Raw genomic sequence first — 12,309 nt, forward strand, 5'->3', positions numbered from 1 at the left:
GATAATTAAAGTTTTGTGCACGAATAAAAATAAAGTCTTGGGGACATGGAGATAACATCCACCGGACATCTCTTTACACACTTCTTACACGCAATGCATTCCTTCTTCAATATCCAGGGCATAAGGCACCTCTTACTTAATGTGGCATATGAAGCATACCTTAACAATCACATCCCTCTCGATTTTTTTGTATTTCCCCATTAATGCAGTTCATGTTTAGCAAATAAAAATCTTTTGAATATATATTATATATAGGGTGTCAGATATATCATTAATTTAAATATTTATGAGAAGGAATTATGCAAATACTGGACATCATAAACAATTTAGGACTGGATTCTTTCCTTGTAAATTTTTTACAGAAACTGGTAGTTTCTCTCATGATAGGGATACTCATAGGAATCGAACGCGAGCACTGGAGAACCAGCAAAAAGATCTACGCAGGGGTAAGGACCTTTACCATCACCTGTCTTATAGGGATGCTAGCTACATTCATGCAACCTTACGTTTCCTTTGACATACTTCTTATAACTACTATCTTTATGGTCTTTTCCTGTATTCTTATGGTATATGCAGTGAACATAGTCTATGGGCGTTCTGGCCTGACGAGTGCTATTGCTCTCTTTTTTACATATCTGCTGGGCGTCCTGGTAGGCAGTGGTATGTTCCTGGTGCCAATAGTTTCTGCCGTTGTCCTGACTTTTGTGCTAATTGAAAAAAAGCCATTGCATGCATTAGCAGAGCACCTATCTGAAAAAGATATTTCAGGAGCACTGAAATTCCTAGCAGTGGTTTTCGTGTTGTACCCCATAGTGCCTGCTGAACCTGTATATGATGTGCTCAATCTCAAATCAGCTATACTTATTGTTGTCCTCGTATCTTCCATTAGTTTTGTAAACTATCTTTCTCTCAAAAAAATGGGTTCCAAAGGAGGTATAGCTTATTCCGGGCTTCTGGGAGGACTGGTAAGCAGTGAAGCTACTATTGTAGCGCTGGCAAACATCTCACGCAGGAGGATGAACCTCACAGAGAACATATACATAGGTTGCATGCTGGCGGTCATATCCATGCTTATCAGGGACATCGTCATAGCCATCATTGTTGACACGAGCGGCAGGACTGCATTGCTTATGTTACCCCCTTTTCTTATTATGGGACTTGCCACCGTGATGCTTGTACTATTTGAAAAGCAGAAGATGGAAGTCACCCAGGAGACACTTGATATAGGATCACCTTTTGCTCTTGGTCCCGCTTTTAAATTTGGTTTGATCTTTGTTATTTTCCTCTTACTTGCGAACACTGCCAACACTTTCGCAGGACCGGTAGGCACTTATGCAACCGCCTTGGGCGGTATAGTAAGCAGTGCAGCAGTTACTGCGTCTGTGACAGCTCTTGCACTTAGCGGCAGCATCTCCTATAAAACAGCTGCTGAAACAGCAGTGATGGCAGGCATCATAAGCACGTTGACAAAACCCGTTTTCATAAAGATAACAGGTTCTAAGGAACTGTTCAGTAAGTCTCTGACCCCATTCATATTGGTAGTGATCACTGGAATCTTAGCCCTGATAGGCTGGAGTTTATTCCAGCATGGATTATTCTTTAAATAACATTAGTCCAAAAAGGAAGTTAAATGCTTGAAAGTGTTGATCTGTCCCTGCGTGTAAGCAAGGAGGAGTACAAGTCCCGGATAGAGGACCTGTATATTCGCATCGGAGAACTGCAGCGTAAAGCCTGGAAGATGAAGATACCCATCGTCATAGTGTTCGAAGGATGGCATGCTTCCGGTATGGCAGAGATTATTAACCGTTGTATTCTGGGGCTAAATCCAATGGGGTTCAAATACCACGTTACGGCAAAACCCACCTATGAAGATCTCAAAAAACCCCTGTTGTGGAGGTTCTGGCACCATATACCTGCATATGGCAGCATTGCCATTTTTGACAGGAGCTGGTACAGCCGGGCTGTCATAGAATATTTTGATCGGAAAGGGAAAAATGAACGATTCGAACATTGCGTGAATAGGATCAATGTTTTTGAACGGCAACTTGCAGAGGACGGTTACCTTATTATTAAGTTCTTTATGCATATCACCAAGGAAGAGCAGCATAAAAGGTTCCGCGAATATGAGAAGAAGGCCATACCCCTCTGTATTGTTGATGAGGAAATTGATTATCTCAATGAATATGACAACTATCTTCCTTTCATAGACCAGATCCTTGAAAGCACACACAGGGAATATGCTCCCTGGACCGTCATAGAGGCCGAAGAATTTAATCACGCTACAGTAAAAGTGCTTTCTACTGCCATACGCATGATGGAAGAGCATATCGACAAAACCATAAATGAACCCTTTAAGTTTTTCAAGGATACAGTGGGCAAGAATGCGATAAGCAGTGCAGACCTTTCAGTTTCCAGACTTTCACAGGCAGATCTTTCCCTGAAGGTCGAAGAGGATGAATATGAGAAAAAAAAGGACTTCTATCAGGAAAGGCTGGGTGAGCTGCAGTATGAACTGTTCAAGAAAAAGATACCTATGGTAGTCGTCTTTGAAGGCTGGGATGCAGCAGGCAAAGGTGGTAACATACGGCGTATAGCCCGGAAGCTTGACCCCAGGCTTTATAGTGTGGAACCTGTGGGAGTGCCCAATGATCTTGAAAAGAACCACCATTATTTATGGCGTTTCTATAGAGAAATTCCCGAAGCCGGACATATAGCCATCTTTGACCGAAGCTGGTATGGAAGGGTGCTGGTGGAGAGAGTGGAGGGCTTTTCTACGGAAGAACAATGGAAGCGGGCATACAACGAAATAAATGAGTTCGAGGAAACACTGGCAGATTTCGGGACGATCATAGTGAAGTTCTGGTTGCACATTGACGAGAGCGAGCAATTGAGAAGGTTCAAGGAAAGAGAAAACACTTCTTATAAGCAATGGAAGATAACTCCGGACGACTGGAGGAACAGGGAAAAATGGGGTGAATATAGTGAAGCGGTAGATGAGATGCTTTTAAAGACACATACTGCTCATGCTCCCTGGACAATTGTCGAAGCAAATGATAAAAGATATGCAAGATTAAAGAGCTTAAAGACACTTGTGGAAACCATTGAGAAAGAGCTGTAGTTCGCTGGTCAGGGATTCTGTTCAGCAGCCCTGAAAGTTATTTCATGGTCATACAGTATCCTCCAGAGATCACTTTTCTCATCAGCTCTTGCAGCATCGGTGTATGAACCGGGGCCATGCACTGTGATCAGTGTTTTCTTTTCCTCTATAATGACCCCATTTAGCCGTGAATCCATGCGGCTGTAATCCAATCCGTCGGCAATGCGTATGAGTGCGGCCAGCTTGAGCGTATCCTCCTGCATCTGCGCTGACATTTTTCCGAATGGCTTAAGCTGCAGTTTCTCCAGTTTTTCCCTGTTCATCTTCTTCTTGTGCAGGAAAGTTGTCCACACTGCAACCGGCCAGAACCTATGGGGTAATTCCCGGGGAGGAGAACGCATCAGGATATCCCTGCCAGCCTTATGGTGGTCTGCCATGTCGGTATACACTCCCACATCGTGTACCAGGGCAGCTATCCATATTACCCTGCGGTACTCTTCTCCCAGACCATGTATCTCTTTCAACTCATCGAAAAGCCTGAGAGCATTCTCGGTCACCTTTCTGGCATGCGCCCTTTCAACATGATGAGTTTCAAGAAGTGTCTGCACAGATAGAGGTTTTGGATAAAAGTCCATATCTTCTTCAGGGATAGGTCCTTCTTCTGCTTCTTCCATCAATTGCAGGGCACGCTCGAACTTGGAGGATGGGTCAGGTAAAAGGTCGCATTCCTTTGTAAGCGCACTCGTCAGCTTCTCAAGGTCCTTATTATTTCCATCGGAAAGTATCTCCACTTCTATTTCCAGATATTCCAGCTTTTTTTCCCAGACCGTTATCAACACATCATCCAGGCTAAGCTCTGCCACATAACTCTCCTTATCAACGACTTTTCTTACGTTCCTAGTACAGGATACATTGAATAAGGGCACGAGTTCGCTCTTTCCCACAATACCGGTAAGAAGTTCTTTCATATCCGGATCGTTCCACTTTTCAAATGGAATGTCCTGTTCCAGTAAGCACTCCATTTCTTCACTATGCCTTACACCATTCTTCCGTATCCCACCAAGGGATCTTATTGTGTATACTATACCCTTTTCCTTTTGCCTGCGCCGGAGGTAATATCCATTGGACATTATCACCATGTCCACGGTGTCCATATATGTGTCCTTCAGCCTTTTCGGGGTCGCAGCATCAAGTAAAAAAGGGCCTATGTTACGCTCAGACATAAGGGCTTCAAAAGTATCCTTTTTCTGAACCGAATATTTAGCTTTTGTTCCCATTCAGTACCATAAAATGATTTGTTTTTTGGTACTTAGCGTTTACTAAAGAAAAAGAAACCGGATCAAAAAAGCCTGATCATTGATGCCAAAAAAAAGAAGGCAGGGCCTTAGGCCCTGCACTGATCCTGTTATACATATTGGTACAGTTCTTTAGTTTCATGTTCTGAGAGCACGTTCCTCAGGTCCAGCAGGATAAGCAACCTGTCATCAAGCTTTCCAACTCCCTGTATGTAGTTGGAGGATACTGCTGATGCTATTATATCGGGTGCAGGGTCCACACTGGTACCAGGGATACGCAGCACCTCACTGACCGAATCCACCATCATGCCTATGACCTGATCTCCCAGTTCCACGACAATAACCTTATATTCCTCGTTCTTTTCTGAAGACAGGATATTGAACTTCTTTCCCAGGTCGATCACAACAATGATCCTTCCGCGCAGATTGATAACTCCTGTAACGTATTCAGGAACCTGGGGAATGGCTGTTATCGCAGGCATTTTTATTATCTCCTGCACTGCCATGATATCTACGCCGAATTCCTCATCTCCTAACTGGAAGATCACGAGCTGCAGCAGGTCACTGTCAGCATGCTGAGTGTTTTGGTTTTTTTGCATAAGAGCATTCATTATGATCCCTCTGTTTTTAGATATGCATAGATAGGGAGCTACCTTGATATTTCATCCAGCACCTCCAGTCTTTATCGGTTGCGGACTGCCATATTTTAGAGATGTCATCCAACATTGCACATCATGTTCCATTAACTTTATTCATCGCTACTGATTTATTATATTTAAAAATTTAATAAAAACAGATCGTTCTTTAAATATATAAAAATAGCGTACATATATCTGACAATTCAATTTGTATTTGTCTTGAACTCCATTAAAAATAACTGAAGTGCATACATTTCTAATGATAGATATGATCATACTATTTCAATGTACTATCATTTGTTTTGTCAACGCGTAAGAATAGTACTTATTAAAGCAACAGTAAAAAATGATAGATGCAAACACAATCATTACTCTGTTCATACTGTAAAAAGCACTATTGAAGCCAGATAACCAGAAACTAAATATTATATCATGAAGTATTAAGTACAATTTTAGCTTGAGCTGCACATCAATATGGCTCATTTACATTTATTAGATTTAGTTCATTTATGTCCCAGAGGTGTCACATGAAAGTAAAAATTACAGAGACCGTCCTGCGAGATGCACACCAGTCGCTCATAGCTACCCGCATGCGCACCCGCAACATGCTCCCCATAATGGACAAACTGGACCAGGTAGGGTATTATTCCCTTGAGATGTGGGGAGGTGCCACATTCGATACCTGTATCAGATATCTTAACGAGGATCCGTGGGAAAGGCTGAGGTCACTCAAAAAACAAATGCATAATACCTATGCTCAGATGTTACTTCGTGGGCAGAACCTCGTGGGCTATAGGCATTACTCGGATGATGTCGTTGAGAAGTTCGTTCAAAAGGCCTATGAAAATGGTATAGACATATTCAGGGTATTCGACGCTGTCAACGATATCCGCAATATGGAAAAGGCCATCTCCGTAGCTAAAAAGCAGGGGGCACACGTTCAGGGTACTATATGTTATACTATTAGTCCGGTCCACACTGTAGAAAAATACGTGGAACTTGCAAGGGACCTGGCCGAGCAAGACTGCGATTCTTTGTGCATCAAGGATATGGCAGGACTGATCTCGCCTCATCAGGCCTATGAACTTGTAAAGGCGATCAAGAAAGAGGTCAACCTGCCAGTGGACCTGCATTCTCATTGTACGTCCGGTATGGCACCCATGAGCTATATGGCAGCATGCAGGGCAGGTGTCGATATACTGGACACTGCAGTATCGCCCCTGGCGTGGGGAACTTCACAGCCTCCCACAGAATCCATAGTGGCTGCCTTGGAAGAGACCGAGCGTGCCACTGGTCTGGACGTAGAGCTCATTGCAGAGGTCTCAGAGTATTTCAAGAAGATAAAAGATGAGCTGAGGTGCGTTCTTAATCCGATATCAGAGCAGATAGATACCAATGTGCTGGTATATCAGATACCGGGTGGCATGCTCTCCAACCTTGTATCCCAGCTGAAGGAGCAGAATGCTCTGGACAAGTACAAGGATGTGCTCAAGGAAATGCCAAGGGTCCGTGCAGAACTGGGCTATCCCCCACTTGTGACCCCCACCAGTCAGATAGTGGGTACTCAGGCAGTGCTTAACGTGCTCATGGGTGAACGTTATAAGGTGATCCCAAAGGAAGTTAAGGACTATGCCCGCGGACTGTATGGCAGGCCGCCTCATAAGATAGATGAGGATATATTGGTCAAGCTCATACAGGACGAAGAACCTATCACCTGCCGTCCGGCTGACCTGCTTGAGCCTGAATATGAGAAGATGAAAGCCCAGGCTGAAAAGCTGGGACTTGTCAAGAAGGAAGAAGATATCCTTACTTATATCCTATATCCTGCAATAGCACCGGCTTTCCTGAGGGGCGAATCAAAGGAAGAGGAACTCACTCCCATCGTGACAGAAATGCATCCATGCGCAGTTTCAAGTTCACAGGGAATACCCACCGAGTTCAAGGTAGAGGTGGATGGGGATGTGTTCAATGTAAAGGTCCATCCGGTGGATGGTTCCTTCAAAGTGACGGAAGGATCCGAGAAACCTTCAGCAGAATCTGTAAGAGGAGCCGTGACAAGTCATATGCAGGGTATGGTACTCTCTCTCAAGGTAAGTGTGGGGGACTCTGTGGAGGAAGGTGACACTATATGTGTCATAGAGGCCATGAAAATGGAAAATGCGATCCATGCTCCACACAGTGGGACCGTAAAGGAGATCTTCTTCGGGGAAGGCGATTCAGTTTCCTCCGGGGATGTATTGATGGCGATCGAATGAGGTAGATCTCATGTTCAACAAAGTACTCATTGCGAACAGAGGTGAAATAGCCATCAGAGCCATGCGTGCCTGCAGGGAACTGGGTGTCAGGACAGTTGCTGTATATTCCGAAGCTGATAAGAATGCCCTCTTTGCAAAGTACGCTGATGAAGCATATCTTATAGGTCCTGCTCCTTCCAGTCAGAGTTATCTCAATATGGAAAGAATACTTGATGTGGCTGAGAAGACAGGTTCTGAAGCCATCCATCCGGGATATGGTTTTCTCTCGGAGAACCATGTATTTGCATCCGAATGTGAAAAGGCCGGAGTGGTCTTCATAGGTCCTCCCGGAAATGTCATCAAGAAAATGGGTAGCAAGATCGAGGCCCGTAAGACCATGAGCAAGGCAGGGGTCCCTGTGGTCCCGGGTACTGAAAATGCCATCTCGGATGTGGATGAAGCGGCCGAGGTCGCAGAAGATATCGGCTATCCGGTAATTATAAAGGCATCTGCTGGTGGCGGCGGCATAGGTATGAAGATCGTGCATTCCAGAGAAGAATTTGCCAATGCTATCGTTTCCATCCAATCTGTTGCAAAATCTGCTTTTGGTGATCCAACCGTTTTCATCGAAAAATACCTGGATGAACCCAGGCACATAGAGTTCCAGCTGCTTGCTGACAGATACGGGAATACTGTACATTGCAATGAAAGAGAATGCTCTATACAGCGCAGGCATCAAAAACTGATAGAAGAAGCTCCTTCACCTATCATTACCGAGGAGATGCGTGAGCTGATGGGAAGCGCTGCTGTAAAAGGAGCAAAGTCTATAGGATATGAAAACGCAGGCACGATGGAGTTTCTGTATTCAAAGGGGCAGTTCTATTTCCTTGAGATGAACACGCGTCTGCAGGTAGAACATACTATCACAGAGCTTATTACCGGCCTTGACCTTGCTAAAAAACAACTATACATTGCTGCCGGTGAGGAATTGGCATATTCCCAGGAAGATATTCCACTCAGAGGCTGGGCCATAGAATGCAGGATAAACGCCGAAGATCCGCTGAATGATTTTGCACCATCTCCAGGAAAGATACGCAGGTACCGTTCTTCAGGTGGACCAGGTGTGCGTGTGGACAGCGGTGTGCATATGGGATACACTATTTCCCCATATTACGATTCAATGATCTCAAAGCTCAGTGTATGGGCACCTACACGTATTGAAGCTATACACAGGATGGACAGGGCGCTTTATGAATATGTAGTTGTGGGAGTCACAACTAATATACCGTTCCATAAGGCAGTGATAAGGCATGAGCAGTTCCGCAAAGGCAATCTTACTACCCATTTCATAGAGGACAATGATATTATCAGAGATGTGGAAAGAGTGGTAAGGGAAGATTCGGAAAAGGGAGCTACACTTGCGTCTGCACTTGACAATAAGCCAACAAAGGTAGCTGCCGTGACTGCAGCTGTAGAGTCTTACATCCATGCAGCAAAGAACCAGTCTAATAATACAGAGTGAATCTCCTATAGAGAGATATTTATTGGTGGGATAAAGTGAGCAATAATTTAGCTGAGATCATGCGGATATTGAAAGAAGCTGATGGAAAACCAGTTTCCGGGGAGGAACTTGGAGAAAGGTTAGGTATATCCAGAGCAATGGTCTGGAAGTATATAAGTTCCTTGAAGGAAGGGGGATATGAAATAGAATCATCTCCTAAAACGGGTTATGTGTTAAAGGTAGTTCCTGATATGCTTTACCCTGAAGAGATCAAAACCGGGTTAAGTACCACTTTGATAGGGACCAATATATTTTACTTTGCAGAGCTGGAATCAACTAACAGTTTTGCCAGAGAGATGGCCAGGGAAGCAGAAGAAGGTACAGTGGTTATCGCCGAATCCCAGAAAAAGGGTAGAGGGCGGCTGGGGAGAAACTGGCAGTCACCCAAAGGAGGTATCAACCTTTCTGTGATACTTAAACCAAATATTCCTCTTGATCATGCAGCCAGGCTCACTCTCATGACAGGACTTGCCGCAGCAAATACCATTCGTTCCCTCGGATTGGATGCCCGTATAAAATGGCCCAATGATGTACTTATCAACGATAAAAAAGTATGTGGCATACTCACAGAAGTGGATGCTGAAATGGAACAGATCGATTATGTTATCATAGGGATCGGCATAAATGCCAATGTTAATGTGGACGAGTTCCCTCCGGGTATCCGTGAAAATGCTACAAGCCTTCAGAAAGAACTTGGTACAGAGGTCAACAGGGTCGAATTTGTACAACGATTGTTGTATGAGCTCGAACAGCAGTATATAAAGTTCAAAACACAGGAGTTCTCTGCGATCCTTAGTGAGTGGATAAATCTATCTGATACTATTGGCAAGGAAGTCACCATAATGACCCCTTCGAGGATGGTGGAAGGCAAAGCTGTAGGTATAACTGATACAGGAGCTATCTCTGTCAGGACAAAAGATGGGAAAAGGGTAAACCTTATTGCTGGTAGATGTGTGTATACACGTACTAGATGAGAGACTTATCCATGTGGATAGGAAAATATCTATCCGTACTGTTGTTGGTGCTACTTCTATGCATGCCTGCAGATGCGGTATTACCTGCTTCCGCGGCTCTGATAGTAGAAGATGTGCTTTTGAACGATACGAGTATATATCTTCTTACAGGCAATACCTGGCATTTTTATCAGGGATATAATTTTACTGTAAAGAGCGTAAATCAGGAAACTGATAGTGTATGGCTCGAACTGTCATTGGGAAATAAGCTGTTGCAAAGTGGTATTCTTGGAGAGGGCGATCATTTTATCTATCAGAAGAACGATGGAACAATACTCGACATAACTGTGGATACTATCTATTCAGGCGATGGGGAAGAACTGGTCGCCTTCTCGCCGGTGTTCCAGTATATTGACAGGACCCTCCCTGAACCATTCATACCAGAAGATAAAGATAATGAAGGACAAAAAGATGGGTCACAGGACAATGCTTCTGCAGGATCGAATGGTATAGAGGGTTTCAGTTTTGGTATAGCCCTCCCGCTGATAGTGGCCACTGCCACCCTAATGCTGATCCTCAGAAAAAAATGTAATTAAGAGGCAACGGGACCGGTCACAGTTCCAGATCCCCGTTCTCCATAAGCAGTTTTAGATCCTGCAGGCTCATTTTTCCGGTCTTTTCCAGTTTCTCCTTGGCGACTATCCTTTGTTCCTGTTGTTTCTTCTCATCCTTTATAAGCTGGATATCGTTCAATTTCTCAAGGTAGCCATTGAGTTCATCTCTGAGCTGTGAGATCCTTAGCTTGAGGGGGTCTATCTTGGCTCTTAGTGGCTCTGTGACTCCAAATTTTTCCTTTATCTGAGCATGGCAGAGATCCGCATCTTTCCGCATCTCATCCACTTTTTTGTATAGGTCGACCATTTCCACATGGTACTGCTGTGATATTTCTGCAAGCTCTTTTATAGTAGACCCAATATTCTCTCCTGATCCCGCATGTTGAGAAACGGCAGCATCATATGTTTCCTGGATCTTCCTGTGTACCTCGTCTGCTTTCATAGCAGCTCTCAAGCGTTCTTCTAGCTGCAGCAGCCTGCCAAAGACATCTATCTCATGTTGCAGAGGAACGTCTGCATTAAGGAAAGTATCAAGTTCTGCAGCGTATGCTTTAGAGATCATATCCACAGTGCCTCTTGAAACCTGGTTCAGGGCATCCCTTTCAGCTTTCAGTTTTGTGATCTCATCTGAGACCTGCTGGCTTGCGGATATCCTTGCATTTTTAACATTTTTCAGTTCAGATATCTTTGTGTTTATCCCATCCCTTTTTTCTTTTAGGTCCCTGGCCTTTGTGACCATCTCCTTGACCTGGGCATTCAAGGCATCCCTCTTTTCCTTGAGTTCTGTCATATTGGTGCGGTGAAGGCGCAGTTCATTGAAAAGGGATCTCAGTTCCCTCTCATCATGTGTTATCTGGGTACGCAGTTCATTGACCTTTAACTTCAGGTCCTTCTCTGAAATGGATGATGTATCGGTCATACTGCTGTCACCTCTTCGCCAGTGTTTTTAAGGCTTTCCCAGTAGCTCAAAGCTTCTTTATGGCTCTGTATCCTTTTTTCCAGCCATGAGTGTCTTGGTTTTGCTTTGCTAAGCTCATCCTCATGTAGTTTTTGGTCTTCTCTCAATGAATTTTCCAGGCCGGATATAGATATGAGTTCCTCATGGGATGCAACAGCTTCTTCTATCTTGGAATGTATCGATGCTTTACTTTCGGAAGTTTGTCCGACAGCTAAAACTGATAGTATTGACCCGACAACTGCCTTTTCTTCAATTACAGAGGATAGTGATCTTGCCTTTGCTATACTATCATGTATTGTATTGACATCTTTTTGTTCCATGCCCGATTCAATTAACTTTTCCATTATGTTCTCTGCCTGGTGGTAGAGTTGCTGGCGCTTTTCTTTGAGCACATCTATGCGTTCGAGCATCTCTTCATGTCTCTTCTTGCTGTTATCTATTTCCCGGGAATAAGAAGAAAATCTTGTATCAAGTTCTTCAAATTCAAAATTATACTTCTCTAACATCTTATTGTGCTTAAGGATCACTGCATCGATAAGACCTTCGCGGCCAAGTAAAGTAACCCCTACACCATCTACTTCGGCGGTCATTCATTTATCTCCAACTAGACTGTATCTCACAATATTTATTAACTATATTATATCTAATCACTGCTGCTATTATATCCGGAACAATTGAGCATGAGGCACACCATTTATATAGATCACATTTTCCGGGTTCACCACACCGCAGCTAATAGCACACTGGATACATTTTTCTCCAAACAGATTAGCCGTGGTTGCGTTCTTTAGAGCTTTTTCAACACTCTCTGCATCAACGATCTCCCCACAAAAGAACCCTTCGTTAATCGTTACTGCCAGATTCCCTTCTTTTAATGTTTTTCCAAGGATATCCTTGTCACATATGGCAACAACAACATTGCCACCGGAACTATGGACCTTCAGATACATCAATCATTC

12 protein-coding genes are annotated in these 12,309 nt (G+C 43.8%); 6 read left to right on the forward strand and 6 right to left on the reverse strand.

Translation table 11 applies throughout. The annotated features are described in order from the left end of the window. Positions 1 to 5: 5 nt before the first annotated feature. Positions 6 to 122, reverse strand: a complete 117-nt coding sequence (locus tag A4E24_RS10745) for a 4Fe-4S binding protein (RefSeq protein WP_367121125.1) — start codon at positions 120 to 122, stop codon at positions 6 to 8. Between the two features lie 177 nt (positions 123 to 299). On the opposite strand from A4E24_RS10745, the gene A4E24_RS00575 reads away from it, so the two are divergent. Beyond that, positions 300 to 1,607: an MgtC/SapB family protein gene (locus A4E24_RS00575; RefSeq protein WP_292350781.1), complete on the forward strand. Its 1,308-nt coding sequence runs from the start codon at positions 300 to 302 to the stop codon at positions 1,605 to 1,607. Positions 1,608 to 1,630: 23 nt separating this feature from the next. Continuing rightward, positions 1,631 to 3,118 (forward strand): polyphosphate:AMP phosphotransferase, encoded by a 1,488-nt coding sequence (gene pap / locus A4E24_RS00580; protein WP_292350783.1) that lies wholly within the window; start codon positions 1,631 to 1,633, stop codon positions 3,116 to 3,118. An 8-nt stretch (positions 3,119 to 3,126) separates the two neighbouring features. On the opposite strand, the gene A4E24_RS00585 is transcribed toward pap, so the two are convergent. Then, on the reverse strand, positions 3,127 to 4,374 hold the full coding sequence (locus A4E24_RS00585) for a CYTH domain-containing protein (protein WP_292350785.1): 1,248 nt from the start codon (positions 4,372 to 4,374) through the stop codon (positions 3,127 to 3,129). Positions 4,375 to 4,502: 128 nt separating this feature from the next. Further along, entirely contained in the window at positions 4,503 to 4,991 is a 489-nt protein-coding gene (locus tag A4E24_RS00590) for a chemotaxis protein CheW (protein WP_292350786.1), read from the reverse strand. A gap of 566 nt (positions 4,992 to 5,557) precedes the next feature. Between A4E24_RS00590 and oadA the strand changes: the two genes are divergently transcribed. The 4 genes from oadA to A4E24_RS00610 are packed head-to-tail and all read left to right on the forward strand — an operon-like array spanning position 5,558 to position 10,374. Further along, entirely contained in the window at positions 5,558 to 7,285 is a 1,728-nt protein-coding gene (oadA, locus tag A4E24_RS00595; RefSeq protein ID WP_292350788.1) for a sodium-extruding oxaloacetate decarboxylase subunit alpha, read from the forward strand. Between the two features lie 10 nt (positions 7,286 to 7,295). Beyond that, the gene (locus A4E24_RS00600; RefSeq protein WP_292350790.1) at positions 7,296 to 8,786 is read left to right on the forward strand and encodes an acetyl-CoA carboxylase biotin carboxylase subunit; all 1,491 of its coding nucleotides are present in this window, start codon (positions 7,296 to 7,298) and stop codon (positions 8,784 to 8,786) included. A 35-nt stretch (positions 8,787 to 8,821) separates the two neighbouring features. Beyond that, positions 8,822 to 9,799 carry a biotin--[acetyl-CoA-carboxylase] ligase gene (locus tag A4E24_RS00605; RefSeq protein ID WP_292350792.1) on the forward strand — a complete coding sequence of 326 codons (978 nt, stop codon included), beginning with the start codon at positions 8,822 to 8,824 and terminating at the stop codon, positions 9,797 to 9,799. 11 nt (positions 9,800 to 9,810) lie between these two features. Then, positions 9,811 to 10,374: an S-layer protein domain-containing protein gene (locus A4E24_RS00610; protein WP_292350794.1), complete on the forward strand. Its 564-nt coding sequence runs from the start codon at positions 9,811 to 9,813 to the stop codon at positions 10,372 to 10,374. A 16-nt stretch (positions 10,375 to 10,390) separates the two neighbouring features. Here A4E24_RS00610 and A4E24_RS00615 read toward each other — a convergent pair whose 3' ends face one another. The 3 genes from A4E24_RS00615 to A4E24_RS00625 form a co-directional block, all read right to left on the reverse strand. Further along, positions 10,391 to 11,311 (reverse strand): coiled-coil protein, encoded by a 921-nt coding sequence (locus A4E24_RS00615; protein WP_292350796.1) that lies wholly within the window; start codon positions 11,309 to 11,311, stop codon positions 10,391 to 10,393. Next, complete coding sequence (locus A4E24_RS00620) at positions 11,308 to 11,940, reverse strand: hypothetical protein (RefSeq protein WP_292350799.1); 633 nt, start codon at positions 11,938 to 11,940, stop codon at positions 11,308 to 11,310. Before A4E24_RS00620 ends, A4E24_RS00615 begins: the two co-directional genes overlap by 4 nt. A 69-nt stretch (positions 11,941 to 12,009) precedes the next feature. Beyond that, the gene (locus A4E24_RS00625) at positions 12,010 to 12,300 is read right to left on the reverse strand and encodes a DUF424 domain-containing protein (protein ID WP_292350801.1); all 291 of its coding nucleotides are present in this window, start codon (positions 12,298 to 12,300) and stop codon (positions 12,010 to 12,012) included. Positions 12,301 to 12,309 lie beyond the last annotated feature (9 nt).

Origin of the sequence: Methanomethylovorans sp. PtaU1.Bin093 (assembly GCF_002067275.1) — an archaeon.
Taxonomy (GTDB): Archaea; Halobacteriota; Methanosarcinia; order Methanosarcinales; family Methanosarcinaceae; genus Methanomethylovorans.

Bases quoted from the DNA above. Each gene is read 5' to 3' on its own strand.
- A4E24_RS10745 (WP_367121125.1), bottom strand. From the start codon at position 122: ATGCCCTGGATATTGAAGAAGGAATGCATTGCGTGTAAGAAGTGTGTA.
- A4E24_RS00575 (WP_292350781.1), top strand. From the start codon at position 300: ATGCAAATACTGGACATCATAAACAATTTAGGACTGGATTCTTTCCTT.
- pap (WP_292350783.1), top strand. From the start codon at position 1,631: ATGCTTGAAAGTGTTGATCTGTCCCTGCGTGTAAGCAAGGAGGAGTAC.
- A4E24_RS00585 (WP_292350785.1), bottom strand. From the start codon at position 4,374: ATGGGAACAAAAGCTAAATATTCGGTTCAGAAAAAGGATACTTTTGAA.
- A4E24_RS00590 (WP_292350786.1), bottom strand. From the start codon at position 4,991: ATGCAAAAAAACCAAAACACTCAGCATGCTGACAGTGACCTGCTGCAG.
- oadA (WP_292350788.1), top strand. From the start codon at position 5,558: ATGAAAGTAAAAATTACAGAGACCGTCCTGCGAGATGCACACCAGTCG.
- A4E24_RS00600 (WP_292350790.1), top strand. From the start codon at position 7,296: ATGTTCAACAAAGTACTCATTGCGAACAGAGGTGAAATAGCCATCAGA.
- A4E24_RS00610 (WP_292350794.1), top strand. From the start codon at position 9,811: ATGTGGATAGGAAAATATCTATCCGTACTGTTGTTGGTGCTACTTCTA.
- A4E24_RS00615 (WP_292350796.1), bottom strand. From the start codon at position 11,311: ATGACCGATACATCATCCATTTCAGAGAAGGACCTGAAGTTAAAGGTC.
- A4E24_RS00620 (WP_292350799.1), bottom strand. From the start codon at position 11,940: ATGACCGCCGAAGTAGATGGTGTAGGGGTTACTTTACTTGGCCGCGAA.
- A4E24_RS00625 (WP_292350801.1), bottom strand. From the start codon at position 12,300: ATGTATCTGAAGGTCCATAGTTCCGGTGGCAATGTTGTTGTTGCCATA.